This window comes from Variovorax sp. 10L426 (assembly GCF_056395305.1).
Window position 1 is genome coordinate 303,340 of sequence record NZ_JBFTJF010000003.1, and the last position, 25,194, is coordinate 328,533.

At 64.2% G+C, this 25,194-nt stretch carries 21 protein-coding genes and 2 tRNA genes; 14 read left to right on the forward strand and 9 right to left on the reverse strand.

The genetic code is table 11. The features are described from left to right. Positions 1–2: 2 nt before the first annotated feature. Together serB and mfd are read right to left on the reverse strand one after the other, a co-directional pair. On the reverse strand, positions 3–713 hold the full coding sequence (gene serB, locus AC1DHL_RS06050; protein WP_478161308.1) for a phosphoserine phosphatase SerB: 711 nt from the start codon (positions 711–713) through the stop codon (positions 3–5). Further along, positions 710–4,192, reverse strand: a complete 3,483-nt coding sequence (gene mfd, locus AC1DHL_RS06055; protein ID WP_478161310.1) for a transcription-repair coupling factor — start codon at positions 4,190–4,192, stop codon at positions 710–712. The genes serB and mfd overlap by 4 nt, the downstream gene beginning before the upstream one ends. 101 nt (positions 4,193–4,293) lie before the next feature. Between mfd and ispD the strand changes: the two genes are divergently transcribed. Both ispD and ispF read left to right on the forward strand, forming a co-directional pair. Continuing rightward, a complete protein-coding gene (gene ispD / locus AC1DHL_RS06060; RefSeq protein WP_478101423.1) occupies positions 4,294–5,007 on the forward strand; it encodes a 2-C-methyl-D-erythritol 4-phosphate cytidylyltransferase in 714 nt (237 codons plus the stop codon). Continuing rightward, complete coding sequence (ispF, locus tag AC1DHL_RS06065; RefSeq protein ID WP_478161312.1) at positions 5,000–5,485, forward strand: 2-C-methyl-D-erythritol 2,4-cyclodiphosphate synthase; 486 nt, start codon at positions 5,000–5,002, stop codon at positions 5,483–5,485. Before ispD ends, ispF begins: the two co-directional genes overlap by 8 nt. A 4-nt stretch (positions 5,486–5,489) precedes the next feature. Here ispF and AC1DHL_RS06070 read toward each other — a convergent pair whose 3' ends face one another. Together AC1DHL_RS06070 and ompR are read right to left on the reverse strand one after the other, a co-directional pair. Then, positions 5,490–6,932: a sensor histidine kinase gene (locus AC1DHL_RS06070; protein WP_478101421.1), complete on the reverse strand. Its 1,443-nt coding sequence runs from the start codon at positions 6,930–6,932 to the stop codon at positions 5,490–5,492. Between the two features lie 83 nt (positions 6,933–7,015). Next, positions 7,016–7,747 carry an osmolarity response regulator transcription factor OmpR gene (gene ompR / locus AC1DHL_RS06075; protein WP_028250078.1) on the reverse strand — a complete coding sequence of 244 codons (732 nt, stop codon included), beginning with the start codon at positions 7,745–7,747 and terminating at the stop codon, positions 7,016–7,018. 170 nt (positions 7,748–7,917) lie between these two features. Between ompR and AC1DHL_RS06080 the strand changes: the two genes are divergently transcribed. Both AC1DHL_RS06080 and AC1DHL_RS06085 read left to right on the forward strand, forming a co-directional pair. Next, the gene (locus AC1DHL_RS06080; RefSeq protein WP_478161314.1) at positions 7,918–8,256 is read left to right on the forward strand and encodes a hypothetical protein; all 339 of its coding nucleotides are present in this window, start codon (positions 7,918–7,920) and stop codon (positions 8,254–8,256) included. A gap of 52 nt (positions 8,257–8,308) precedes the next feature. Then, a complete protein-coding gene (locus AC1DHL_RS06085; RefSeq protein ID WP_478161316.1) occupies positions 8,309–9,019 on the forward strand; it encodes an SIMPL domain-containing protein in 711 nt (236 codons plus the stop codon). A gap of 30 nt (positions 9,020–9,049) precedes the next feature. Here the strand turns inward: AC1DHL_RS06085 and AC1DHL_RS06090 are convergent, their stop codons facing one another. After that, positions 9,050–9,820 (reverse strand): 3-hydroxybutyrate dehydrogenase, encoded by a 771-nt coding sequence (locus AC1DHL_RS06090; protein ID WP_478161318.1) that lies wholly within the window; start codon positions 9,818–9,820, stop codon positions 9,050–9,052. A gap of 246 nt (positions 9,821–10,066) precedes the next feature. Here AC1DHL_RS06090 and AC1DHL_RS06095 point away from each other — a divergent pair, with 246 nt between their 5' ends. From AC1DHL_RS06095 to rimO, 5 genes are all read left to right on the forward strand, one after another. Next, complete coding sequence (locus AC1DHL_RS06095) at positions 10,067–12,208, forward strand: RelA/SpoT family protein (protein WP_478161430.1); 2,142 nt, start codon at positions 10,067–10,069, stop codon at positions 12,206–12,208. A gap of 48 nt (positions 12,209–12,256) precedes the next feature. Beyond that, a tRNA-Val gene (locus AC1DHL_RS06100) sits at positions 12,257–12,333 on the forward strand. A gap of 184 nt (positions 12,334–12,517) precedes the next feature. Then, a complete protein-coding gene (locus AC1DHL_RS06105; RefSeq protein WP_478101294.1) occupies positions 12,518–12,883 on the forward strand; it encodes a hypothetical protein in 366 nt (121 codons plus the stop codon). A gap of 111 nt (positions 12,884–12,994) precedes the next feature. Continuing rightward, positions 12,995–13,528 (forward strand): polyhydroxyalkanoate synthesis repressor PhaR, encoded by a 534-nt coding sequence (gene phaR / locus AC1DHL_RS06110; RefSeq protein ID WP_478101292.1) that lies wholly within the window; start codon positions 12,995–12,997, stop codon positions 13,526–13,528. 39 nt (positions 13,529–13,567) lie between these two features. Then, positions 13,568–14,974, forward strand: coding sequence for a 30S ribosomal protein S12 methylthiotransferase RimO (rimO, locus tag AC1DHL_RS06115; protein WP_478101290.1), 1,407 nt, complete (start codon positions 13,568–13,570; stop codon positions 14,972–14,974). Between the two features lie 78 nt (positions 14,975–15,052). Here rimO and AC1DHL_RS06120 read toward each other — a convergent pair. Beyond that, positions 15,053–15,137 (reverse strand) — tRNA-Leu (locus AC1DHL_RS06120). A gap of 81 nt (positions 15,138–15,218) precedes the next feature. On the opposite strand from AC1DHL_RS06120, the gene rnr reads away from it, so the two are divergent. Beyond that, positions 15,219–17,471 (forward strand): ribonuclease R, encoded by a 2,253-nt coding sequence (gene rnr, locus AC1DHL_RS06125; RefSeq protein WP_478161321.1) that lies wholly within the window; start codon positions 15,219–15,221, stop codon positions 17,469–17,471. Positions 17,472–17,486: 15 nt separating this feature from the next. Next, positions 17,487–18,248, forward strand: coding sequence for an SDR family oxidoreductase (locus tag AC1DHL_RS06130; RefSeq protein WP_478161323.1), 762 nt, complete (start codon positions 17,487–17,489; stop codon positions 18,246–18,248). Between the two features lie 7 nt (positions 18,249–18,255). On the opposite strand, the gene AC1DHL_RS06135 is transcribed toward AC1DHL_RS06130, so the two are convergent. Genes AC1DHL_RS06135 through AC1DHL_RS06145 form a run of 3 tightly spaced genes read right to left on the reverse strand, consistent with a single transcriptional unit; the run spans position 18,256 to position 22,377 of the window. Next, entirely contained in the window at positions 18,256–19,737 is a 1,482-nt protein-coding gene (locus AC1DHL_RS06135; protein ID WP_478161325.1) for an NAD(P)H-hydrate dehydratase, read from the reverse strand. A gap of 18 nt (positions 19,738–19,755) precedes the next feature. Next, positions 19,756–21,012: a D-amino acid dehydrogenase gene (locus AC1DHL_RS06140; protein WP_478161327.1), complete on the reverse strand. Its 1,257-nt coding sequence runs from the start codon at positions 21,010–21,012 to the stop codon at positions 19,756–19,758. 36 nt (positions 21,013–21,048) lie between these two features. Continuing rightward, a complete protein-coding gene (locus AC1DHL_RS06145) occupies positions 21,049–22,377 on the reverse strand; it encodes an amidase (RefSeq protein ID WP_478161329.1) in 1,329 nt (442 codons plus the stop codon). A 202-nt stretch (positions 22,378–22,579) separates the two neighbouring features. On the opposite strand from AC1DHL_RS06145, the gene rpsB reads away from it, so the two are divergent. From rpsB to pyrH, 3 genes are all read left to right on the forward strand, one after another. After that, positions 22,580–23,335, forward strand: coding sequence for a 30S ribosomal protein S2 (rpsB, locus tag AC1DHL_RS06150; RefSeq protein WP_478101278.1), 756 nt, complete (start codon positions 22,580–22,582; stop codon positions 23,333–23,335). Between the two features lie 112 nt (positions 23,336–23,447). Then, positions 23,448–24,371, forward strand: a complete 924-nt coding sequence (tsf, locus tag AC1DHL_RS06155) for a translation elongation factor Ts (RefSeq protein WP_478101276.1) — start codon at positions 23,448–23,450, stop codon at positions 24,369–24,371. Between the two features lie 90 nt (positions 24,372–24,461). Further along, positions 24,462–25,184: a UMP kinase gene (gene pyrH, locus AC1DHL_RS06160; RefSeq protein ID WP_435516945.1), complete on the forward strand. Its 723-nt coding sequence runs from the start codon at positions 24,462–24,464 to the stop codon at positions 25,182–25,184. The last annotated feature ends 10 nt before the right edge of the window (positions 25,185–25,194 follow it).

The window sequence follows — 25,194 nt, forward strand, 5'->3', positions numbered from 1 at the left end:
TGTCACCTCAGGATTTCAAGCAGGCGGTCGAGGCCGCCCTTGTTGATGGCAACCATCGCCTGTTCGCGCACCTTCGGCTTGGCGTGATAGGCCACGGACAATCCGGCTTCGCCCATCATCGGCAGGTCGTTTGCGCCGTCGCCGACCGCGATGGTCTCGCCCGGCGAGATGCCGAGCAGCGATGCCACTTCCAGCAAGGTCCGGCGCTTCTCGGCACCGTCGCAGATGTCGCCCCACGACTGTTGCACGACTTGGCCGGTGAGCCGGCCGTCGGCTTCGTCGAGCAGGTTCGAGCGCGCGAAATCGATGCCCAGGCGATCCTTCACCCGATTGGCGAAATAGGTGAAGCCGCCCGAGACCAGCAGCACCCTCATGCCGGCCGCCTTGCAGGCCGCCACGAGTTTCTCCGCACCGGGATTGAGGCGCAGCCGCTCGTCATAGACTTTCTGAAGCGCATCGACCGGCACGCCCTTCAGCAGCGCGACGCGTCGGCGCAGGCTTTCCTTGAAGTCCTTGATCTCGCCACGCATCGTGGCCTCGGTGATCGCGGCCACCTCGGCCTTCTTGCCCACCGCATCGGCGATTTCATCGATGCATTCGATGTTGATCAGCGTCGAGTCCATGTCGAACGCGATCAGCTTGAAATCGGCGAGCGCCAGCGGTGGCGTGAAGCGCTGGACGACGAGGCCGGGCGATATTTCTTTTGCGGTCATGCCGGTGCGGCTTCCTGTACTTTGGGTTGGCCCAGGCTGCGAAGCACGTCGCGCACCATTTGTGCGCGGTCCTTGGGCTCTTTCAGCTCGCGCTCGATGCGCAGCTTTTCGTTGCCAGCGAGCTTGATGTGCTTGTTCTTCTGGATCAGGTTGATGATGTTCATCGAATCGACCGGCGGGTCCTTCTTGAACGTGATGTGGATGACGCCCGGCGCGGCATCGACCTTGGTCACGCCGTAGGGGCGCGCGAGAACGCGCAGGCGGTGCACGTCGATCAGAGTCTGCGCCTGCGGCGGCAGCTTGCCGAAGCGGTCGACGATTTCTTCGAGCAGCGTGTCGATCTGGTCGGGCGTCTTCGCCGTCGCCAGCTTCTTGTAGAACGACAGGCGCAGATGCACGTCGCCGCAGTAGTCGTCGGGCAGCAGGGCAGGGGCGTGCAAGTTGATCTCGGTCGTCACGCTGAGCGGCGACAGCAGATCCGGCTCCTTGCCTGCCTTGAGCGAGCGAACGGCCTCGGCCAGCATCTCGTTGTAGAGCTGGAAGCCGATTTCCATCATGTTGCCGCTCTGGTTCTCGCCCAGCACCTCGCCGGCGCCGCGAATCTCCAAGTCGTGCATCGCGAGATAGAAGCCGGAGCCCAGTTCTTCCATCTGCTGGATGGCGTCGAGCCGTTGCGCCGCCTGCTTGGTCAGGCCGTCGATGTCCGGCACCATCAGGTAGGCATAAGCCTGGTGGTGGCTGCGGCCGACGCGACCGCGCAACTGGTGTAGTTGCGCCAGGCCGAACTTGTCGGCGCGGCTCATCACGATGGTGTTGGCGCTCGGCACATCGATGCCGGTCTCGATGATGGTCGAGCACAGCAGCAGGTTGTGGCGCTGGGCCACGAAGTCGCGCATCACCCGCTCCAGCTCGCGTTCGGGCATCTGGCCGTGGGCCACGGCGATGCGCGCCTCGGGCAGGATCTCCTGGAGCTTCTGGCGCCGGTTCTCGATGGTTTCGACCTCGTTGTGCAGGAAGTAGACCTGCCCGCCGCGCTTGAGCTCGCGCAGCACGGCCTCGCGGATGACGCCGGTGCCTTCGTTGCGCACGAAGGTCTTGATCGCGAGGCGCCGCTGCGGCGCGGTGGCGATCACGCTCAGGTCGCGCAGCCCTTCGAGCGCCATGCCCAGCGTGCGCGGGATCGGCGTGGCGGTGAGCGTCAGCACGTCGACTTCGGCGCGAAGCGCCTTCATCGCCTCCTTGTGACGCACGCCGAAGCGGTGCTCCTCGTCGATGATCAGCAGGCCCAGGTTCTTGAACTTGACCGACTGCGAAAGAAGCTTGTGCGTGCCGACCACGATGTCCACGCTGCCGTCGGCGAGGCCCTTGGCGGCGGCTGTGATCTCCTTGGTCGAGCGGAAGCGGCTCATCTCGGCGACCTTGACCGGCCACTTCCCGAAGCGGTCCATCAAGGTCTGATAGTGCTGTTCGGCCAGCAGCGTGGTGGGTGCGAGGAAGGCGACCTGCTTGCCGCCGGTCACCGCGATGAATGCGGCGCGCAGCGCCACTTCGGTCTTGCCGAAGCCGACGTCGCCGCAGACCAGGCGGTCCATCGGCTGCGGCGAGATCATGTCCTGGATGACTGCGTGGATCGCGCCCTTCTGGTCGGCTGTCTCGTCGAATCCGAAGTCATTGGCGAACACCTCGTAGTCGGCGGCCGAGAAGCGGAAGGCGTGGCCTTCGCGGGCTGCGCGACGCGCGTAGATGTTCAGCAGTTCCGCGGCGGAATCGCGCACCTGCTCGGCCGCCTTGCGCTTGGCCTTTTCCCACTGGCCGGAGCCGAGCTTGTGCAGCGGCGCTTCATCGGCGCTGACGCCGGTGTACCGGCTGATCAGATGCAACTGCGAGACCGGCACGTAGAGCGTGGCCTTGTCGGCGTATTCCAGATGCAGCATCTCTTGCATCAAGGGTTTGCCGTCAGGGCCGATGCCTTGGCCGAGATCCATATTGATCAGGCCGCGATAGCGTCCGATGCCGTGGGCCGAGTGCACGACCGGATCGCCGATCGCCAGTTCGCTCAGGTCCTTGATCAGCGCTTCGACGTCGCTGACCTGCTCCTGCTTGCGGTTGCGGCGGCGTGTCGTGGGCGCTGCGGCGAAGAGCTCGGTTTCGGTGACGAAGTCGATCCCCTGTTCGCGCCAAGCGAAGCCTGCGACCAACGCGGCGGTGGCGATGCCGATCTTCTCGTCCGGCGAAGCCTCGAACTCGGCGAGCGAATCGAAGGCCGGCGGGCCGACGCCGCTGGCGCGCAGGAAGTCCAGCAGGCTTTCGCGCCGTCCGTCGCTTTCGGCGATGAAGAGCACCCGGTGCGGCGTCGCGCGGATGTGCTCCTTGACCTTGACCAGCGGGTCGTCCGCGCCGCGGACCACGGCAAAGGGCGCAAGCACGTCGAACTCGGCGTAGGGCGCGTCGGCTGTCAGGTCGCCGCGAATGGCGAGTTGCGCATATGGCTTCGCGCGCTGATAGAACTGCTCGGCGTTCAGGAAAAGCGCTTCGGGCGGCAATGCAGGCCGCTCGGGGTCGCCGCGCACCAGGCGATAGCGTTCGCCGGTGTCCTGCCAGAAATGCTGGAAAGCCGGTTCGAGGTCCCCGTGCAGAACGACCGTGGCTTCGGCGCCGAGGTAGTCGAACACGGTCGCGGTCTCTTCGAAGAAGAGCGGCAGGTAGTACTCGATGCCCGCCGTAGCGACGCCATTGCCCATGTCCTTGTAGATGCGGCTGCGCGTGGGATCGCCTTCGAGGAGTTCGCGCCACCGACTGCGGAAGCGCACTCGCGCATCGTCGTCCATCGGGAACTCGCGGCCCGGCAGCAGGCGGACCTCGGGCACCGGATAGAGGCTGCGCTGCGTGTCCGGATCGAAGGTGCGGATCGAGTCGATCTCGTCGTCGAACAGGTCGACGCGGAAGGGCACTTGGGAGCCCATCGGAAACAGGTCGATCAGCCCGCCGCGCACGGCGTACTCGCCGGGGCTCACGACTTGCGTGACATGGCTGTAACCCGCGAGCGTGAGCTGAGCCTTGAGTTTCGATTCCTGGAGCTTCTGGCCGCTCTTGAAGTGGAAGGTGTAGCCGGCGAGGAAGGCGGGCGGTGCCAGGCGGTAGAGGGCCGTGGTCGCCGGGACGAGCACCACATCGGCCTCCTTCTGGCTGATTCGCCAGAGGGTGGCGAGGCGCTCGCTGATCAGGTCCTGATGCGGGGAGAAACTGTCGTAAGGAAGCGTCTCCCAGTCCGGAAAGAGCGCGCAGCGCAACTCAGGCGCAAAAAAGGCGATTTCGTCGATCAGCCGTTGCGCATCGGACGCATCCGCGGTGAACACGGCGGTGGCGCGCCCAGCCGACTTTTCGCGCTCGGCCAATTGCGCCAGCAGCAGAGCATCGGCCGACAGCGGTGGGCGCGGCAGCGTGAAACGCTTGCCGGCCGTGAGTTGAGGGAGGTCCATGAAATGCCTGGGAAATGCAGAACACCCCGCGCCGGCCGGCGAGGGGTGTGAAGGCCGATTCTAGAATGGCTGCCCCTTTGTCGCAGGCCGCTGTTGCACCGATGTCCGCTTCCAGATTTTTTGTTCTGATTCCTTGCGCCGGCTCCGGCGTCCGCGCAGGCGGACAGGGACCCAAGCAGTACCACCGGATCGCAGGCCGCCCGATGGTCGAGCACACGTTGGAAGTCTTCCGTTCGCTCAAGGGGCTGTTCGAGGGCATTGCCCTGGCGGTTGCGCCGGACGACCCCGACGTGGGGATCGTGCTGCCGCGCTTCCCGGCGGCGGGCGAGCATCTGTTGCGCGTCGGCGGTGCGACCCGCGCGGCCACGGTGCGCAACGGTCTTCGGGCGCTACGTCAGGCCGGTGCGGGCCCGCACGACTGGGTTCTGGTGCATGACGCGGCGCGTTGCCTCGTGACGCCGACCCAGATCGAAGCCCTGATCGCTGCCTGCGAGCACGACGCCGTCGGCGGCCTGCTGGCGCATCGTCTGGCCGACACGCTCAAGGTCGCGTCGCCCGACGGGCGGGTCGCCAGCACGCCGACCCGCGCCGACAAGTGGCTGGCCCAGACGCCGCAGATGTTTCGGATCGGTATGCTGCTCGACGCGCTGGAGCGCGCCGGCGATTCGGTGACCGACGAAGCCAGCGCCATCGAGGCAGTCGGCCTGGCGCCGCTGCTCGTGCCGGGAAGCGGCCAGAACTTCAAGCTCACTTTCCCGGAGGATTTCGCCCTGGCGGAAGCGATTCTGCGCAGCCGACGGATGCACCATGACTGATTTCAACTTCCGCATTGGCGAGGGCTGGGATGTTCACCAACTGGTGGCGGGCCGCAAGCTGGTGCTCGGTGGCGTCGAGGTGCCGCATGTCACGGGGCTGCTCGGCCATTCCGACGCCGACGTGCTGCTGCACGCGATCACCGATGCCTTGCTCGGCGCGGCGGGCCTCGGCGACATCGGGCGGCATTTTCCCGACACCGATCCGCAGTTTCGTGGCGCGGATTCCACCGTGCTCTTGGCCGAGGCGGCTCGGCGGGTGCGTGCGGCGGGTTGGCAGATCGGCAACGTCGACAGCACCGTGATCGCCCAGGCGCCCAAACTCGCGCCTCACATTCCGGCAATGTGCGAGCGCATCGCGGCCGCGCTCGAAATCGAAGTCGGCCAAGTCAACGTGAAGGCCAAGACGGCCGAGCAACTCGGTCCGGTGGGCGAGGGCCGCGCGATGGAAGCGCGTGCCGTCGCGCTGATTCACCGCTGAGCGGCTACTTCTCTTTTTCCTTTTCCCTCTCCTTTTCCCGCTCCTTGTCTTTGTCCTTGGAGGGATCGGGCCTGGTCGACGCGGCGCGCGGCATGCGGATGTGTGCCGCCAGCCCGCGTCCCGGGGTGCTGGTGAGCGCAAAGGTCCCGCCCATGCGCTCGATGTTCTTGGTGACGATCGAGAGCCCCAGGCCGGCACCCGCCGCCGAGGTTCGTGCCACGTCGCCGCGGAAGAAGGGCTTGCTCAACTGGGAGAGCAGGGCCGGGGCGACGCCCGCGCCGTGGTCGCGGACCTTGATCAGCACCGCGTCGTTGTGGGCCTGCGCCTGGATCGTGATGTCGGCAACGCCGGTCGAGGGCGTCTTGCCGTAGCGGCGCGCGTTCTCGACGAGGTTGGAAATCACGCGCTGCAACTCGACCTCGTCGGCCATGACCCGCAGGTCGGTCGGCACGTCGACGGTGATCTTGATGTCCTCGTGATCCTGAACGGCATAGGTGCAGGCATCGATCACGTCGCGCAGCAGCACCGGCTTGAAGTCGACATGGTCGGGTCGAGCGTAGTCGAGGAACTTGTCGATGATCGCGTCGAGCTGCGCGATGTCGGCGGCCATGTGGTCGCGCGCGTCTTCGTCGGCGACGCTCATTTCGGTTTCGAGCCGCAGCCGCGCCAGTGGTGTGCGCAGGTCGTGCGAGATGCCGGCGAGCATCACGGCGCGGTCCTGCTCGATCTTGGCGAGTTGGTCGGCCATGCGGTTGAAGCCGACGTTCACCGCCCGGATTTCGTTGGTGCGGGCGCGTTCGTCGAGCCGGTGCGCCTCGTATTCTCCTTCGCGCACCTGCATCGTCGCCTGCGACAACTGCTTGAGCGGCCGGTTGATCAGCCGGGTGATGAGCGCCGCGCCCGCCAACGACAGCGCCATGGTGGTCGCCAGCCAGATCATCCAGGTGCGCCGGTCGAGCCTGCTGAAGCGGGTCGGGTCGACCAGCAGCCAGTAGGTGTCGCTCTCGATGGTGAAGCCGATCCAGAGGCCCGGCTCATCATTGACGCGGCTCGCCACGGTCGTGCCTTCACCGAGGCGGGCAATCAGTTCCTCGGTGACGCGCTGGTCCAGCGCGCCGCTGGTGTAGGGCAGGAAGCGGTCGCCCGGCTCGCGCGGCAGGATGCGCACGCCTTCCTGGTCGGCCAGCGTCTTGATCAGCGAGACGCGGGTGATCGCATCCGAATACACCAGTGCTGCCCGGGTGAGGTTCACGAGCGAGGCGATCTGGTGCGCGGTCTGGATGGCGCGCGGCTCATATTCGAGCGCGCGGAAAGTCTGCAGCCACGCGACCGTGCAGCCGACCAGCAGCAGCACGAGCAGGAAGAAGGTCCGCCAGAAAAGACTCAGGCCGAGCTGCAGCCGGGTCCGGCGCCTGCGATGGCCGAGGGCATCCAGCGGGCTCGGCAGGGTGCCCTGGGAGCTGTCCTCGGCGAGCGGGCTCGGCTGGGTGGTCTGGGGGCCGATCGTGGCGGCCACGGGTCTCAGCGCTTTCAGGTCGTGCCGTCCGGCACGAACACGTAGCCGACACCCCAGACGGTCTGGATGTAGCGCGGCGCCGCGGCATCGGATTCGACCAGCTTGCGCAGGCGCGAGATCTGGACGTCCAGGCTGCGGTCGAAAGGCTCGAACTCGCGGCCGCGCGCCAGCTGAGCCAGCTTCTCTCGCGACAGCGGCTGCCTGGGATGGCGCACCAGCGCCTTCAGCATCGCGAACTCGCCGGTGGTCAGGGACAGCTCTTCGCCGTCCTTCTTGAGCGTGCGCGAGCCGAGGTCGAAGCTGAAGGGACCGAAATTGACCGTCTCGTTGTCCGTCGACGGGGCGCCCGGAGCTTCCAGCGGCGGACGGCGGCGCAGCACTGCGTGCACCCGGGCCAGCAGTTCGCGCGGATTGAAGGGCTTGCCCAGGTAGTCGTCAGCGCCGACTTCGAGGCCGACGATGCGGTCCACGTCCTCGCCCTTGGCGGTGAGCATGATGATGGGCGTGCGGTCGTTGGCCGCCCTCAGGCGGCGGCAGACCGACAGGCCGTCCTCGCCCGGCATCATCAGGTCGAGCACGATCAGGTCGACCGTGTCGCGAAGCAGGATGCGATTGAGCGCTTTGCCGTCTTCCGCCACGATCACCTCGAAACCCTCCTGGGTGAGGTAGCGGCGGAGCAGGTCCCGGATGCGTGCATCGTCGTCAACGATCACGATCTTGTCTGTGCGAGCTGGAGCTTGATTCATTTTTACAACGCCAAATTTGTAACAGCACCAATTTTGAGGGTGTTGCGAAGTCGTTGAGTGGTTTATCCAAAGGTTTGACACTAAGTTACAAAACTTGCGGCCACTAGCCTTCGGGACGTTCCCGCATTGCGCAGCGATGGCAAAGTCGGGTTGGATGTCCTGCAATCGTTATGAAACCCAACAAATTCGCGTTGCCTTTCCTGCTCACGATTTTCTGCCTGACAGGTTGGGCGGGGAGCTTCAACTTCCTGAAGATCAACGACCGGCGGGTCGATTCGGTCGACGGGCAACGGCCAACCACAGGTTCCGATGTCAAGCGCAACGAAGTGGCTGGCGGACGCCGGTTGACGGCGGCAGAGTTGGCCGAACTGAGGCAGCAGGTGCGCCAGCAATGGGCACCGCGGCAGGAGATCGCCAAGTCGGCAGAATCCCAGCCGGCTGAGCGTATCGTCCCCGCACCCGCTACCAAGGGCGCGATGCTGGACTCGCCGGGGCGGCCGCATCGCTGAGCGGCGCTCCCGCGGGCGCATTGTCAACTACCTGACCTGAGGGATTCCTGAATTGAACAAAGCCAAATGGTTCGCGGCCTGTGCCGTCTTGGTGAGCGCCACGGCGGCATGGTCGCAGACCGTCACACTCCCGTCACCGCAGAATGTTCTGCAGCTCTCGGCCATGTCGACGGTCGAGGTGCAGCAGGATCAACTGAGCATGACGCTTTCCACGACGCGCGACGGCACCGATGCGGCGAGCGTGCAGACGCAGCTCAAGACAGCGCTGGATGCTGCGCTGACAGAGGCGCGAAAGAACGCACAGTCCGGCCAGCTCGATGTCCACACCGGCAACTTCAGCCTCTTTCCTCGGCGCAGCCGTGACGGCAAGCTGACGGGTTGGCAAGGCACGGCCGAACTGGTGCTCGAAGGCAGGGATTTCCCGCGCATCGCGCAGACGGCGGCCAAGATCTCGACCCTGACCGTCAGTAATGTCGGCTTCAGCCTGAGCCGTGAGCAGCAGGCCAAATCCGAGACTGAAGCGCAGGCGCTGGCGATCGACAACTTCAAGAAGCGCGCCGACGAACTTGCCAAGCGCTTCGGCTTCACCGGCTACACGCTGCGGGAGGTGTCGGTCAATGCGCACATGGGCGGGCCGATCCGCCCGCGCATGATGGCGATGGAGGCCTCGGCGAAGATGGCGACCGCAGACGCACCGGTGCCGATCGAAGCGGGCATGACGAGCGTCGTCGTCAACGTCTCGGGCTCGGTGCAGCTGAAATAAGCGCCCCGGTGGGCGCAGAGGTCACTGCGCTTATTGCGCGGTCCAGCCGCCGTCGACCTGCCAGGCCACGCCCCGTACCTGGTCGGCCGCCGGCGAGCACAGGAACACGGCGAGTCCACCCAACTGATCGACGGTGGTGAACTGCAGCGAAGGCTGCTTTTCGCCGAGCAGATCGTTTTGCGCCTGTGCGACCGAGATGCCTTCGCGTGCGGAGCGATCATCGATCTGCTTTTGCACCAGCGGCGTCAGCACCCAACCCGGGCAGATCGCGTTGCAGGTGACGCCGGTCGTGGCGGTTTCGAGCGCCACCGATTTGGTGAACCCGACGATGCCGTGCTTGGCTGCAACGTAGGCGGACTTCTGCGCCGACGCGACGAGGCCATGTGCTGAAGCGACGTTGATAATGCGGCCCCAGTTGGCCTTGCGCATCGCCGGAACTGCCAGTCGCGTCGTGTGAAAGGCGCTCGAAAGGTTGATGGCGATGATTGCGTCCCAACGTTCCGGCGGGAAGTCTTCGACCTTGGCTACATGCTGGATGCCGGCGTTGTTGACCAGTACATCGACGCGGCCGAAGTGGGTGGCTGCGAACTTCATCATGTCCTCGATTTCTGCCGGCTTGCTCATGTCGGCGCCGTGGTATTCGACCTTGACGTCGAAAGCCGCGATCTCAGCGCGCGGGCCTTCCGCGTCGCCGAAACCATTGAGCACGATGTTCGCGCCTTGTTGCGCAAGGGCCTTTGCAATAGCAAGGCCGATGCCACTGGTGGACCCCGTGACAAGCGCGGTTTTGCCTTTGAGCATGATGACGATCTCCGAATGAATTAGGATGCAACGAGACCATTATCTTCACCGCGAATTCGCTTCTTCCATGACCGTGCTCGCCCTTCGTCACGTCGTCCGTGAGGCTTGCCGGCAGGCCCCGCGTTCGCTACTTCGGCATTCAGCATAGTGAAGCGCGAACAGTCCAATCTGCACGTCCCGCCTGCTTCGGAATCGCTGGTGGTCGACTACCCGCTGTCGGCAGCGACTGCTGAGCGCACGCCGGTGATGGAGAACATGCTCGCGCGAGCGCGGGCGTTCGCCGAACCCTTGATAGCCGACGAAACGCTGGACACCGGCGAGAACACGCTGTCGCACGCCGATGCCGTTGCAGGCATCGTCGCGTCGATGGGTGGCTCTGAAGCCATGCAGGCCGCCAGCTACCTGGTCTACTCGTGCCAGCACCTGAACCGTCCGCGGGAAGTGATCGCCAAGGTGTTCGGCGACAACTTCGCAGCGTTGGCCGTCGAGACCACCAAGCTCGTGCATGTGCAGAAGCAGGCGCGTTCGGCCACCGCCAGTGCTCACTTGGCGGATGGCGTCGGCGCGCAGACCGAGAACGTGCGCAAGATGCTGCTCGCGTTCTCGCGTGATCTGCGTGTGGTGATGCTTCGCTTGGCCTCGCGACTGCAGACCTTGCGCTATGCAGCGGCCAGCAAGCGGCCGCCGCCGGAGAACGTCGCTCGCGAGTCGCTCCAGGTGTTCGCGCCTCTGGCCAACCGCCTGGGCATCTGGCAGGTCAAGTGGGAGATCGAGGACCTTTCGTTCCGTTTCCTCGAGCCGGAGACCTACAAGCTCATCGCACGCCTACTCGATGAGAAGCGCGTCGAGCGCGAAGGCTATGTCGAGCAATTGAGGGCGCGCCTCGAACGCGATCTGGCCGCCGAGGGCGTCAAGGCCAAGGTGCAGGGGCGGCCAAAGAACATCTACAGCATCGTCAAGAAGATGCGCGGCAAGTCGCTCGACTTCGCGCAGGTCTTCGACATCATGGCGCTGCGCGTGGTCGTCGCCGACGTCAAGGATTGCTATGCGGCGCTCGCCTGGGTGCACTCGCATTTCCAGCCGATCGACGAGGAGTTCGACGACTACATCGCGCGCCCGAAACCGAACGGCTACCAGTCGCTGCACACGGTGGTGCGCGAAGTGGTCGATGGGCATGCGGGCAAGCCGATCGAGATCCAGATCCGGACCGAGGAGATGCACGATCACGCCGAGCACGGCGTGGCTGCGCATTGGGCCTACAAGGAAGCGGGGCAGAAGGGCTATGCGGGCGTTTGGGCGAGCGGCGAATACGACGCGAAGATCGCGGTGCTCAGGCAACTGCTCGCGTGGGAACGGGACCTGTCCGGCGGTCAGCAAGGGCAGGGCCTTTTCGACGATCGCATCTACGTGCTGACGCCCGATGCCGCGATCGTCGAATTGCCCCAGGGCGCGACCGCCGTCGACTTTGCCTACACGGTCCATACCAGCCTCGGGCATCGCTGTCGCGGCGCGCGTGTCGACGGCGCGATGGTGCCGCTCAACACGCCGCTCCAGAACGGGCAGACCGTCGAGATCATTGCCGCCAAGGAAGGCGGTCCCTCGCGCGATTGGCTGAACGCGGAGCTCGGCTACCTGGCGAGCCATCGCGCGCGTGCCAAGGTCAGGGCCTGGTTCAACGCACAGATCACCCACGAAACCGTGGCGCGTGGCCGAGAAGCGGTCGAGCGACTTCTTCAACGAGAAGGGAAGACTGCGCTGAAGCTCGACGACCTTGCGTCGCAGTTGGGCTTCAAGTCCGCGGACAACCTCTTCGAAGTGGTGGGCAAGGACGAGTTCTCGCTGCGGAACATCGAGGTACTGTTGCGTCCGCCAGAGCCCGCGCCCGGACCGGACGACGGCGTCATCATCAAGAAGGCGCGCGGCAGCGAGCAGGCTGGTCGCGGTGGTGTGCTGGTGGTGGGTGTGTCGTCATTGATGACGCAGCTCGCCAAGTGCTGCAAGCCTGCGCCGCCCGACGCGATTCGCGGCTTCGTGACGAAGGGCCACGGCGTGAGCATCCATCGCGCGACCTGCAGCAACTTCCGGACGATGGCCAGCCAGAACGCCGAACGCGTGATTGACGTCGAGTGGGGTGCGCAGAAGAGCGAGGCGGGCTCGGTCTACGCAGTGGACGTCGCTGTCGAAGCGGCGGACAGGCAAGGTCTTCTGCGGGATATCTCGGATGTCTTCGCGCGCGAGAAGATGAACGTCATCGGCGTGCAGACGCAATCGGTCAAGGGCACTGCGTGGATGACTTTCACCATCGAAATTGCAGACGCTGCGCGACTCACACAGGTGTTAGGCGTGGTGTCCGCGGTGACCGGTGTGCGTTCTGCGCGACGTCGCTGAAAAAGTGCTTTCGGAGCCTGCTACAATTCGGCCTCTCGAATACAACCTAGGCGCGTAGCTCAGCTGGTTAGAGCACCACCTTGACATGGTGGGGGTCGTTGGTTCGAGTCCAATCGCGCCTACCAATTTTTTGGTCACAGCATCTGATTAACCACCAGATGCACAGCTGATCAAAACCTCCTTCTCCTCCTCCCTCGGATCTTCGGCATAGCTCAGCCATAGTTCTATGGCCTTCGGGCGACTGGCGGCTGCCGCCTCAGTTGTGGTACCTTGACCGCATTCACATCAAAGCACCTGGTCCAGGAACCGATGAATACTGCCGCCGAGATCGATCCATCGCTGGAAGAACTCCGCATCGCGGCGCTGGTGCGCCAGGCGCCGCTCGAATTCGCGCGCGTGGTCTACGGCCTCAACGACCGTGCCAACGGTCGCGCGGGAACCATGGCGGCGGAAGATGTCGCGCGAACCGTCCGGCAGGGATCTCCCGTCACGCGTGAGCGCGCCGAGCAGCGCGCCCGCGGCTATCTGCCGGTGGCGGGCCAGGAGCACTGTCCTCGTTGCTGGGTTTTCAACGGCATCAAGAGCCCTCTGCAATACCGCGAAGCAACCGACGCGCGCCCCGAGACCGGAACGTGCAAGGCCTGCGGCGCCGAGTACGCGACCTCGCTGGACTGAAGTCTTCGCCTTCGCCTTCTCCTCCGGTCAGGGTAAACCTTGGCGCGGTGCAATATGGGCGCTCCCTAGAATTGTTCGCGCGCCAATATCGCGAAACCGAAGGAGTCCCTAGTGCAGAGCAAGAAGTCCGGTGTGAAGCCGGTCCAGCGGGTGATCAAGAAGTATCCGAACCGAAGGCTCTACGACACGGAAACCTCCAGCTACATCACCCTCGCCGAGGTGAAGCAGCTCGTCATGAACCAGGCGTCTTTCGTGGTGCGGGATGCCAAGACCGGTGACGACCTCACGCGCAGCATCCTCCTGCAGGTCATCCTCGAGGAAGAGGCCGGCGGTGCGCCGATGTTCACGGAGCAGGTTCTGGCCAGCATCATCCGGTTCTATGGCCAGGCGATGCAAAGCTACATGGGGCCGTATCTCGAAAAAAATATCCAGGCAATGGCCGAGGTGCAGGCACAACTCGCCGAAAAATCCGAAGGCCTGACGCCGGAGATGTGGTCCAGGTTCATGACCCTGCAGTCCCCGGTGCTTCAGGGATTGATGGGCAATTACGTCGAACAGTCCAAGCATGTCTTCCTGCAGATGCAGGAGCAGATGCAGAAGAACACTGAACAGGTTTTGGGCGCCTTTGGCATCAAGCGCCCCTGAACGAGGCAGGCCGGCCGATAGCTGGGACAATAGGGGCATATGAGTGAAGTTGCCTCCCCCGAACGAATTGCCGCGCCGGCCACCCCCAAAGTCGGTTTTGTCAGCCTGGGCTGCCCCAAGGCCCTGACTGATTCCGAGCTGATCCTCACGCAGTTGAGCGCCGAGGGCTACCAGACCTCGAAGACGTTCGAAGGCGCCGACCTGGTGATCGTCAACACCTGCGGCTTCATTGACGATGCCGTCAAGGAGAGTCTCGACACCATCGGTGAAGCCTTGGCCGGAAACGGCCGCGTGATCGTCACCGGGTGTCTCGGCGCGAAGACGGGCGAGGAGGGCGGCAATCTGGTGCGTCAGATGCACCCGAGCGTGCTGGCAGTGACCGGCCCCCATGCGACCCAGGAAGTGATGGATGCGGTGCACGCGAACCTGCCCAAGCCACACGATCCGTTCATTGACCTGGTGCCGCAAGCCTTCGGAATTGCAGGCCTGAAGCTCACGCCGCGGCACTACGCCTACCTGAAGATCAGCGAAGGATGCAACCACCGCTGCACCTTCTGCATCATTCCGTCGATGCGCGGCGATCTCGTGTCGCGGCCTGTTGGCGATGTTTTGTCGGAAGCCAAGGCCTTGTTCGAGGGCGGGGTCAAGGAACTGCTCGTGATCAGCCAGGACACGTCAGCCTACGGCGTGGACGTGAAGTACCGGACGGGCTTCTGGGACGGAAAGCCGGTCAAGACGCGAATGCTCGAACTCGTGCGCACGCTCGGCGAAATCGCTGCACCCTACGGTGCTTGGGTGCGCTTGCACTACGTGTATCCGTATCCCAGTGTCGACGAGATCATTCCGTTGATGGCGAGTGGCCAGGTGCTGCCGTACCTCGACGTGCCCTTGCAGCACAGTCATCCGGACGTACTGCGCCGGATGAAGAGGCCCGCAAGCGGTGAAAAGAATCTGGAGCGCATCGCGCGTTGGCGTGAGGTGTGCCCCGAACTCGTGATTCGCAGCACCTTCATCGCCGGCTTTCCTGGCGAGACAGAGGAAGAGTTCGAGCACTTGCTCGACTTCATCCGCGAGGCCGAGATCGACCGCGCCGGTTGCTTTGCCTACAGCCCGGTGGCGGGCGCCGCTGCGAACGATATTCCGGGCATGCTGCCCGAGGCAGAGCGCGAAACACGACGCGCGCGCTTCATGGAAGTCGCAGAGGCGGTTTCGATTGCGAAGCTGCGCAAGCGCATCGGCGCGACGATGCAGGTGCTGGTGGATTCCGCGCCGGGCATGGGGCGCAAGGGCGGCGTCGGCCGAAGCTATGCGGACGCGCCGGAGATCGATGGCATCGTGCGACTGCTGCCACCGGAAAAAATCAGCAAGACACTGAAGGTCGGTGAATTCACTCGCGCGCGCATCGTCGGCGCTGAGGGACACGACCTGATTGCGCTGCCCATCTGATGTTGGGCAGCCCCAACGAAAAAGCCACCGGAGACCGGTGGCTTGAATCGAAAAACCCGGAAAGGGTGTACTTAAACTTGGTGCCCAGAAGAGGACTCGAACCTCCACGATGTTACTCGCTAGTACCTGAAACTAGTGCGTCTACCAATTCCGCCATCTGGGCCCACATACCTGCCGAAGCAGTTATGTTTTGAATTTCAGGAAAGAAGGAGATCATATCAAAAATATTGGCCATCCCAGCGGCTTGCTGGATGAAGTTGAAGGAACGGTCCAAGGACATCGCGATGGGCACGGGTTCGTGCAGCGCGACGACGGTGAAGCCGACATCTATTTGCCCCCGAACGAGATGCGCGCCGTGCTGCACAAGGACCGCGTCAAGGCACGCGTCGTGCGGCAGGATCGACGCGGTCGGCCCGAGGGGCGCGTGGTCGAGATCGTCGAGCGCTCCGAACAGCCCATCATCGGCCGTCTGCTCCATGAGGGCGGAGTCTGGCTCGTAGCGCCGGAAGACAAGCGCTACGGACAGGACGTCCTGATTCCCAAGGGCGCGACGGGCACAGCGAAGGTCGGCCAGGTCGTCGTCGTTCAGTTGACCGAACCGCCGGCGCTCTTCGGACAACCGGTGGGCCGGGTGAAGGAAGTGCTCGGCGAGATCGACGACCCAGGCATGGAGATCGAGATCGCGGTGCGCAAGTACGGCGTGCCTCACGAGTTCTCCGAGGCCTGTCTTGCAGAAGCGAAAGCGTTGCCCGACAAGGTTCGCCCCGCCGACAAGAAGGGGCGCATCGACCTGACCGACATTCCCTTGGTCACCATCGATGGCGAAGACGCGCGCGATTTCGACGATGCGGTGTACTGCGAGCCGGCCAAGGTGGGCCGAGGCAAGGGCTGGCGTCTGCTGGTTGCGATCGCGGACGTGAGTGCCTATGTGCAGACGGGCTCGGCCATCGATATCGATGCCTACGACCGGGCGACGAGCGTGTACTTTCCGCGTCGCGTGATTCCGATGCTGCCGGAAAAGCTGTCCAACGGCTTGTGCTCGCTGAACCCAGAGGTCGAGCGACTGTGCATGGTCTGCGACATGTTGGTCGCGGCAGATGGCGAGATCTACGCTTATCAGTTCTATCCCGCCGTCATGTTCAGCCATGCCCGATTCACGTACACCGAAGTGGCCGCCATCCTCGGCAACACGCGCGGACCGGAAGCGCAGAAGCGCAAGGAGCGCGTCAAGGATCTGCTGAACCTGCACGACGTTTACCGCGCGCTGCTCAAGCAGCGTTCGAAGCGCGGTGCAGTCGATTTCGAGACGACCGAGACGCAGATCATTTGCGACGAGGCCGGCCGCATCGAGAAGATCGTGCCCCGCACGCGCAATGAAGCGCACCGCTTGATCGAAGAGGCGATGCTTGCGGCCAACGTCTGCAGCGCAGACTTCATCGCCGAGGGCAAGCACCCGGGCCTGTATCGCGTGCACGAAGGCCCGACGCCCGAGAAGAAGGAGATCCTGCGCGGCTATCTCAAGGCCATGGGCGTCGGTCTTTCGATCACCGACGATCCGAAGCCGGGCGAGTTCCAGGCCATCGCCGACGCGACAAAAGAGCGCCCCGACGCGCAGCAGATCCACACCATGCTGCTGCGCTCGATGCAACAGGCGATCTACACGCCGATCAACAGCGGGCACTTCGGACTGGCCTATGAGGCCTACACGCACTTCACGAGTCCGATCCGGCGCTATCCCGACTTGCTCGTGCATCGCGTCATCAAGGCGATCCTCGGGAAGACCAAGTACCAGCTGCCGATGTTGCCGACGCCCGGCGAGGCGCATGCCAAGCTCGCCAAGCGGTTGGCTTCGCGCGTGAAGTCGCCCACGGCCAAGCCGCAGAAGGCCACCGTGGCGCCGAGCAAGGAAGTGCAGGCCTGGGAAGCCGCCGGCCTGCATTGCAGCGCCAACGAGCGCCGTGCCGACGAGGCCAGCCGTGACGTCGAGGCGTGGCTGAAGTGCAAGTACATGCGCGAACATCTCGGCGAGGAATACGGCGGCGTCGTGACGGCGGCCACCACGTTCGGCATCTTCGTCACGCTCGATGCGATGTACGTCGAGGGCCTGGTGCACATCACCGAACTCGGCGGCGAATACTTCAAGTTCGATGAGCAGCGACAGGAACTGCGCGGCGAACGTACGGGCATTCGATATGCCATTGGTACGCGCGTCCGGGTGCAAGTCAGCCGCGTGGACCTGGATGGTCGCAAGATCGACTTCAGGCTGGTGCGGGAGGGCGAGGAACTGAGTGCCCGCGCCATGAAGGACAAGGGCGTCGCGCCGAGCGGCGTGCCAGTCAAGGCGTCAGCCAAGCGCAGCGCGCGCAAGAAGCCTGAAGCCGTTGCGGAGCGCGACGATCGGTCATCCGGCCGAGGGTCACAATCGGCGATGCAAGCCTTCAAGACAGCAGTCAAGAAGGCGGCGAACAAGATGAAAGGGCGCAAGCCGCGCCGCTGATCCAAGGAGAAATGAATGAGCGTTGAGAAAAAGAGCCGCATCGCAATCGTCACCGGGGCCGGCACGGGCATCGGCCGCTCTGCTGCGCTGGCATTGCTGGGGGACGGTTGGAGCGTCGTGCTGGCCGGTCGCCGCATTGAGCCCCTGGAGAAGGTGGTGCAGGAATCTGGCGCTGGCGCACGGGCTTTTGCTGTGCCGACCGACGTTGCCAACTCCGAATCGGTGCAGGCGTTGTTCGCTGCGGCGGTGAAGCAATTCGGTCGTGTGGACCTGCTCTTCAACAATGCGGGCGTGGGCAATCCGCCGGGACCGTTCGAGGACTGGACGCCTGAGCAATGGCGAGGCGTGGTCGATATCAATTTGAGCGGCATGTTCTATTGCATTCAGCAGGCATTTCGCACGATGAGGTCGCAGACGCCGCAGGGTGGACGCATCATCAACAACGGGTCGATCTCCGCGACCACGCCCAGGCCGAACTCGATCGCCTATACCGCCACCAAGCACGCGGTCGAAGGGTTGACGAAAACGGCGTCGCTGGACGGTCGCAAGTACGACATTGCGGTGGGTCAGATCGACGTCGGCAATGCGCTGACCGAACTCGCTGCCCGCATGGCGAAGGGCGTTCCTCAAGCCAACGGCGAGATCGCGATCGAGGCGGTGATGGATGTGTCCATCGTCGGGTCGTCGGTGCTCTACATGGCCAACCTGCCGCTGGAGGCGAACGTGCTTTTCCACACGGTGATGGCGACCAAGATGCCCTTCGTCGGCCGCGGCTGACGCGCGTTCAGCGAGGCGTGGCGGGAGGGCTGCCGCAGGCAAGCGCACCCGCTGTCAGCGGAATATCGGCAGGCCAGCGATCGGCCAGATCGCCGTGACGCCAGACGGCTTCGCAGGCGGCGGCCATGGCGGGCCGGCCGTCTGCCAGCGCCGCGCCGGTCATCCCGGCGAGGACGTCGCCAGTCCCGGCGGTAGCCAATCGTGCGTTGCCGCTTGGATTGATCACCGGCACTTCTTTGGGGGCGGCGATCACAGTGCCCGAGCCCTTGAGTACGACAGTGGCCCCGAAGCGCGCGGCAAGCTGGTTGGCGGCAGCGATGCGGTCGCTCTGGACGTCACCCGTGGCCACACCCAACAGACGAGCCGCTTCGAGCGGGTGCGGGGTGAGGATGGTTGGCCGTTCGGACTGTGTGCGTACGGTCAGAAAACCCTGCAATGCGTTGTCGCCCGCGATGACATTGAGTGCATCCGCGTCGAGGACCAATGCCGCGGCGGTTTCCAGAACGCGCTGCAACACGTCTCCCACGGCCGTCCCGCCACCGCATCCGCAGACGACGGTCATGCCTGCGAGATCCAGAGTGTCCGGGCGGCGGAACATCAGCTCCGGTCGAAGAACATCCAGCGGAACGGTGCCGGCGTCCAGCGGAGCGATGAACACGCGCCCCGCGCCAGCGGCAAGTGCGGCGGACGCTGCGAGAAGGGCAGCTCCCGCCATGCCGGGCGCGCCGCCGATCACTGCGACGTCGCCGTAGCTTCCCTTGTGCGAGGACTGCCAGCGCGGTGACTCGGCCGGGACGCCGGGCAACCTGGCCGTCGGCCGTTCGGAGCCTGCGGACACGCCGAGGTCGTCAAGCCACACTTCGCCAGTCGCATCGCGGCCTTGCGCGGTGAAAAGACCGGGCTTGAGCGTGAGGAGGCTCAGGCACGCGCGGTGGGGGGCCGTAGCGCCCAACGCGGGAGAAGTCAGGAAATTCGCCGACAGGGTTCCGGTATCGGCATCCAGCCCGGAAGGCGTGTCCACACTGAGCACCGGCGCGTGACCGCCGCTCATGCGCCGGAGCCAATCCAGCATCAATCCATCGGGCGGCCGCGCGGCGCCGATGCCCAGCAATGCGTCAATGGCGAGGTCGTAGTTCGAGGGGGGAATCTCGGCAAACTCAACGCCGGCCTCGTGCGCGCGCTGAAGCGAGGCTTGTGCATCCGCGGGCAGGTGGCTGTCGTCGCCGATTCGCGTGACAACCGCAGTGAAGCCGCGCCTTTGCAACTGGGACGCCGCCTCGAAGCCGTCGCCGCCGTTGTTGCCGGGGCCGCAAGCGATCCAGATGACGCGCGCGTGGGGCGCGATGGCCATCGCCAACTGCGCCACTGCGAGGCCTGCGCGTCTCATCAATGCATGAGGCGGCAACGTGGCCGCGGCGGCCTGCTCGATCCGCCTAATCGTCGAGATATCGAAGAGGTCGGCAGCGGTGGCGGAGGTGATGCGATACATGAGTCGACGCTCCGAGCGTCAGTGTTGCAGCAAGCGTTCGATGCCCAGCCCCTCGAGGTCGATACCGGCATCGCGGCCGGACATGAGATCCGCCAGCACGCGCGCGCTACCGCAGGAGAGCGCCCAGCCGCTCGATCCATGTCCCAGGTTGAGCCAAACGCCGGGCACGCCGCTCGGGCCGATGATGGGAGGTCCGTCCGGCAGCATCGGCCGCGCACCCTTCCATTGCTGGACGCCTGAGCGGAGCGTCACCGCGCCTGGGAACCAGTCCTGCAGAACTTTGTAGAGCGTCTGCAGCGACGCGGGATTGAGCGTTCCGAGCGAGCCGCCCAACTCGGCGCTTCCCGCCACGCGCACGCGCAGCCCCAGTCTGGAAATCGCGACCTTGTAGCGCTCGTCCATCACGGCGCTGCGTGGGGCATTGAGCGGTTCTCGGATGCTGGCACTGATGGAGTGGCCGTAGACCGGCGCCAGCGGAACGCGCAGTCCCAGCGGCCTCAGGAGGTCTGCCGAGGCGACTCCTGCGCATACCACTATCGCGTCGAAGCGATGGCCCTCGGAGCCGCTCGCCAGTGACAGTTCGGTTGGAGCCGAACGCTTCATGGGTGCCAGATCGCAATTGAAATGGAACTGCACCCCCAGCGCCTCGGCTTCCCACTTGAGCAGCAGTGCGAACTGCCTGCAATTGGCCACCTCGTCGTCGGGCAGGTGGATGGCGCCGGCGAGCGCCGTATCGCTGCTGAGCGCGGGTTCGATCTTTCGTGCTTCGTCGGCGTCAACCTCGCGAAACGTTGTTCCCGCTGCGCGCAGGACATCGAGACCTGCTTGCACCAGCTTCTTCTCGCGCTTGGAGCGCAAGAGCACCAGATAGCCGTCGCTGCGCTCATACTCCAACTCGCATGCCTCCGTGATCGCGTGCAGGCGGGCGCGACTGTAGAACGCGAGGCGCTGCATGCGTGCGCGGTTGGCCAGGTAGGTTTCGAGTTTGCAGGCGCGCTGCCAATGGCCCATCCAGCGCACGTCGCGTGCGGACAAGGGCCAGCGCAACTTGATGGCGCCGTGCGTCGACAGGAGCGAGCGGAGGACCTTTCCACGCATTCCCGGGCCGGCCCATGGGGTCACGTAACCTGGCGCGACAACACCGGCGTTGGCAAAACTGGATTCCTCGGCCGCAGCGCCGCGACGCTCGAAGACGACGACTTCATGGCCGTCGCAGGCCAACTCCCATGCAGTGGTGACGCCGATGATGCCGGCTCCCACGATCGCTACTTTCATTCGTTACTTTGTGGTGATTTGATTCGTTGGGAAGGACTATCGTCCCTCGAGCGCGCGCTCGGCCTGCAGCGCTGCGGCCAGCACCGCATCGTCGCGCAGGGCGGCGTGCCAGAGCATGAGTCCGACGGGCAACTCGCCCGCGACATGGCAGGGAATGGAGATCGCGCAGCCGTCGAGCATGTTGACGACCGAGGGATTGCGCAGCAGCAGCGCATTGGTCTTGAAGAAGGCGGCGTCGCGCTCTTCCCCGGGAGCAACGCTGGCAATGGTCGGCGCGACGATCGGCACCGTGGGTGACAAAACCGCGTCGAATGGTGCGAGTGCCTGCTCCATGCGGGAGATCCAGGCTCGGCGGGCGTTGCCGAGTTCGATGTACTCGTGGGCCTTCATCGTCGCGCCCTTCAGAATGCGCTGCGCCACGCGGGGGTCATAGCCTGCACCACTGCGTTCCAACAGCAGGCGATGCCAGGCATAGGACTCGGCGGCAGAAAAGCCGCCGGTGGCGTTGATTGCAGGAAGGTCCGCCAGTGCGGGCAGGCTGATCTCTTCGATGCGCGCGCCGGCGCCTCGCAGCGTCCTGAGCGTTCGCTCGAAGGCGCCGGCCACGACGGGGTCGAGTTCGTCCAGGAACAGATCCTGGGCCACGGCGAACCGGTAGTTCGCCAATGGCGCATTGCCGGCCGTCACCCGGCGGGCCGCCAGGATCTGGTGGACCGTGATCGCATCGCGGACCGATCGGGTCAGGGCGCAAACGGTGTCAAGCGTCGTCGACAACGGAAGTGCGCCGTCGGTCGGGACGAGCCGCGCCGTGTTCTTGAAGCCGACGATGCCATTCAGCGCCGCCGGGATCCGGATCGAGCCACCGGTATCGGAGCCGAGTCCCACGAAGACGGCGCCAGTCGCGACCGAGACCGCCGCACCAGAGGACGAGCCTCCGGGAATTCGCGGTGTCGCGGGATCGCTTGGGTTCGCCGGCGTTCCATGGTGCGGATTGATGCCCACACCCGAAAAGGCGAACTCGGTCATGTTTGTCCGGGCTAACAACACGCCTCCCGCGGCGCGGAGCCGGGCAACGGCAACCGCATCAGCCTTGGCCGAAGGCGCATGGGCAAGTACGACGGATCCGGCCGGCGTTGGCTGGCCGGCAATGTCGAACAGGTCCTTGACCGAAAAAGCGAGGCCGGACATCGGCTTTTGCATGGCGGCCGCGACCGCTTCACGGCGTGCTTCGTCAAAAAGCGTGCGCGTAAAAGTGTCATTGCAGGCGGGCGATTCCGCGACGGCGACGGAATGCTCCATTTCGGTGCACACGTCAGAGGTGCCCGTCATCAGGGCGATGCGGGTAGCGTGCAGGTCAGGGCGCATGGTGGATTGGGAGGCCAAATGGGGCGGTGCTATACTCGTTGGGTTTCGCTCCGGGTACTTTTACTCACTTTCCCGGGTGTTTTTCCAGGGCGAAGCACATCCGCAAACCAGCCCACTCAAGGTGTTGTGAGTCTTCGAATTTCATCGGAAGAAGACGCACAAAACGGGCTGGATTTTAGACCCAACCTTTGGAGTTATTCCTATGTCGATCACCATGCGCGAAATGCTGGAAGCCGGTGTCCATTTCGGTCACCAAACGCGCTTCTGGAACCCCAAGATGGCCCCGTACATCTTCGGCCATCGCAACAAGATTCACATCATTAACCTGGAAAAGTCGCTTCCGATGTTCCAGGACGCGATGAAGTACGCCAAGCAGCTCACTGCCAACCGCGGCACCATCCTGATGGTGGGTACCAAGCGCCAGGCTCGCGAGATCGTGGCCGCCGAGGCGCGCCGCGCCGGCGTGCCCTTCGTCGACACCCGTTGGCTCGGCGGCATGCTGACCAACTTCAAGACCGTCAAGACGTCGATCAAGCGTCTCAAGGACATGAAGGCCCAACTCGAAGCCGGCCTCGAAAGCCTGAGCAAGAAGGAACAACTCACCTTCACGCGCGAAATCGAAAAGCTCGAAAAGGACATCGGCGGCATCCAGGACATGACTGCATTGCCCGACGCCATCTTCGTGATCGACGTGGGCTTCCACAAGATCGCAGTTGCCGAGGCCAAGAAGCTGGGCATCCCCCTGATCGGTGTGGTCGATTCCAACCATTCGCCCGAAGGCATTGACTACGTGATTCCTGGCAACGACGACTCGTCGAAGGCTGTCACGTTGTATGCCCGCGGTATTGCGGACGCGATCATCGAAGGTCGCGCAAGCGCCGTCAGCGATGTTGTCAAGGCGGTGTCCGAGGGCAATGCCGATGAGTTCGTCGAGGTCGAAGAGGGCGCTTCCGCCTGATTGACGCTCGTTCGAGCCTGAAGAAGGGGCCTTAAAGCCCCTTTTTTTTAATCTGATTTTCGTGGTGCCCGGTATGGGCGACCGCAATTGACAAACCGAACGGAGAGTACACATGGCAACAATCACCGCAAGCATGGTCGGCGAACTGCGCGCAAAGACTGACGCACCGATGATGGAATGCAAGAAGGCCTTGACCGAGGCCGACGGCAACATGGAAAAGGCCGAAGAGCTTCTTCGCATCAAGCTGGGCAACAAGGCCGGCAAGGCGTCGGGTCGAATTACCGCTGAAGGCGTGGTCACTGCTTTTGTCGAAGGCGAGGCCGGCGCGATGATCGAAATCAACTGCGAAACCGATTTCGTCACCAAGAACGACAGCTTCCTTGCGATGGCCAATGCAGCGGCGATGCTCGTCGCAAAGCACAACCCGGCTGATCTGGCTGCCCTCGGTGCTCTGCCGTACGAGCAGGACGGTTTCGGCCCCACCCTCGAAGACGTGCGCAAGGGTCTGGTGGGCAAGATTGGCGAGAACATGAGCTTCCGTCGTTTCAAGCGTTTCGCCGGCAACGGCAAGCTGGCCTCGTACCTGCATGGCACGCGAATCGGCGTCATGGTCGAGTTCGAAGGCGATGACGCGGCCGCCAAGGACGTGGCGATGCATGTCGCGGCCATGAAGCCGGTAGCAATCTCGGCAGCGGACGTTCCGGCCGAGCTGATCGAAAAAGAGCGTGCTGTCGCTGCCGGCAAGGCCGAAGAAGACCGCAAGGCAGCCGAGGCCGCCGGCAAGCAACCCCAGCCGGCTGACATCGTTGCCAAGCGCATCGAGGGTGGTGTGCAGAAGTACCTCAAGGAAGTTTCGCTGCACAACCAGGCCTTCGTGAAGAACGACAAGCAGACCGTGGAGCAGATGCTCAAGGCGGCCGGCACTTCGATCAAGGCCTTCACGCTGTACGTCGTGGGCGAAGGCATCGAGAAGAAGGTTGACGACTTCGCGGCCGAAGTGGCTGCCCAGGTCGCAGCGGCCAAGGCTGCGACCTAAGTCGCTACCAGGCAATGGTGCGCATCGCACCGTTGCCTCCCCGCTATCACGTCATACACTCGCACCCGCCAACTCTCAAAGGAACCATCCATGCCTGAAGCCCGCCCAGCCCACAAGCGAATCTTGTTGAAGCTGTCGGGAGAGGCATTGATGGGCGACGACGCTTTCGGCATCAATCGCGCGACGATCGTCCGCATGGTTGGCGAGGTGGCGGAAGTTGTGAACATGGGCGTCGAAGTCGCCGTCGTGATCGGCGGCGGGAACATTTTTCGGGGTGTTGCCGGCGGTTCCGTCGGGATGGATCGTGCCACTGCCGACTACATGGGCATGCTGGCGACCGTCATGAACGCTCTCGCCCTGGCCGATGCCATGAACAAACAAGGCTTGATTGCGCGCGTCATGTCCGCGATTGCGATCGAACAGGTCGTCGAGCCCTACGTCCGCCCCAAGGCCCTCCAATATCTGGAGGAAGGCAAGGTGGTGATCTTCGCCGCCGGTACCGGCAACCCGTTCTTCACGACGGATACCGCCGCCGCATTGCGCGGTGCCGAGATCGGCGCCGAGTTGGTGCTCAAGGCTACGAAGGTTGACGGCGTCTACACCGCAGACCCCAAGAAGGACCTGAGTGCGACCCGCTATGCCAGGTTGAGCTTCGACGAAGCCATCGCCCAAAATCTCGGCATCATGGACGCCACGGCCTTCGCGCTGTGCCGCGACCAGAATCTGCCGATCAAGGTGTTCTCGATCTTCAAGAACGGCGCGCTGAAGCGGGTCGTCATGGGCGAGGACGAAGGCACGCTGGTGCATGCCTGAGTGGAGAAAG

What these genes read in the sequence shown, in the direction of transcription:
- serB (WP_478161308.1), bottom strand. Translation starts at nt 713, where the DNA reads ATGACCGCAAAAGAAATATCGCCCGGCCTCGTCGTCCAGCGCTTCACG.
- mfd (WP_478161310.1), bottom strand. Translation starts at nt 4,192, where the DNA reads ATGGACCTCCCTCAACTCACGGCCGGCAAGCGTTTCACGCTGCCGCGC.
- ispD (WP_478101423.1), top strand. Translation starts at nt 4,294, where the DNA reads ATGTCCGCTTCCAGATTTTTTGTTCTGATTCCTTGCGCCGGCTCCGGC.
- ispF (WP_478161312.1), top strand. Translation starts at nt 5,000, where the DNA reads ATGACTGATTTCAACTTCCGCATTGGCGAGGGCTGGGATGTTCACCAA.
- ompR (WP_028250078.1), bottom strand. Translation starts at nt 7,747, where the DNA reads ATGAATCAAGCTCCAGCTCGCACAGACAAGATCGTGATCGTTGACGAC.
- AC1DHL_RS06080 (WP_478161314.1), top strand. Translation starts at nt 7,918, where the DNA reads ATGAAACCCAACAAATTCGCGTTGCCTTTCCTGCTCACGATTTTCTGC.
- AC1DHL_RS06090 (WP_478161318.1), bottom strand. Translation starts at nt 9,820, where the DNA reads ATGCTCAAAGGCAAAACCGCGCTTGTCACGGGGTCCACCAGTGGCATC.
- AC1DHL_RS06095 (WP_478161430.1), top strand. Translation starts at nt 10,067, where the DNA reads ATGGAGAACATGCTCGCGCGAGCGCGGGCGTTCGCCGAACCCTTGATA.
- AC1DHL_RS06105 (WP_478101294.1), top strand. Translation starts at nt 12,518, where the DNA reads ATGAATACTGCCGCCGAGATCGATCCATCGCTGGAAGAACTCCGCATC.
- rimO (WP_478101290.1), top strand. Translation starts at nt 13,568, where the DNA reads ATGAGTGAAGTTGCCTCCCCCGAACGAATTGCCGCGCCGGCCACCCCC.
- AC1DHL_RS06130 (WP_478161323.1), top strand. Translation starts at nt 17,487, where the DNA reads ATGAGCGTTGAGAAAAAGAGCCGCATCGCAATCGTCACCGGGGCCGGC.
- AC1DHL_RS06135 (WP_478161325.1), bottom strand. Translation starts at nt 19,737, where the DNA reads ATGTATCGCATCACCTCCGCCACCGCTGCCGACCTCTTCGATATCTCG.
- AC1DHL_RS06140 (WP_478161327.1), bottom strand. Translation starts at nt 21,012, where the DNA reads ATGAAAGTAGCGATCGTGGGAGCCGGCATCATCGGCGTCACCACTGCA.
- AC1DHL_RS06145 (WP_478161329.1), bottom strand. Translation starts at nt 22,377, where the DNA reads ATGCGCCCTGACCTGCACGCTACCCGCATCGCCCTGATGACGGGCACC.
- rpsB (WP_478101278.1), top strand. Translation starts at nt 22,580, where the DNA reads ATGTCGATCACCATGCGCGAAATGCTGGAAGCCGGTGTCCATTTCGGT.
- tsf (WP_478101276.1), top strand. Translation starts at nt 23,448, where the DNA reads ATGGCAACAATCACCGCAAGCATGGTCGGCGAACTGCGCGCAAAGACT.
- pyrH (WP_435516945.1), top strand. Translation starts at nt 24,462, where the DNA reads ATGCCTGAAGCCCGCCCAGCCCACAAGCGAATCTTGTTGAAGCTGTCG.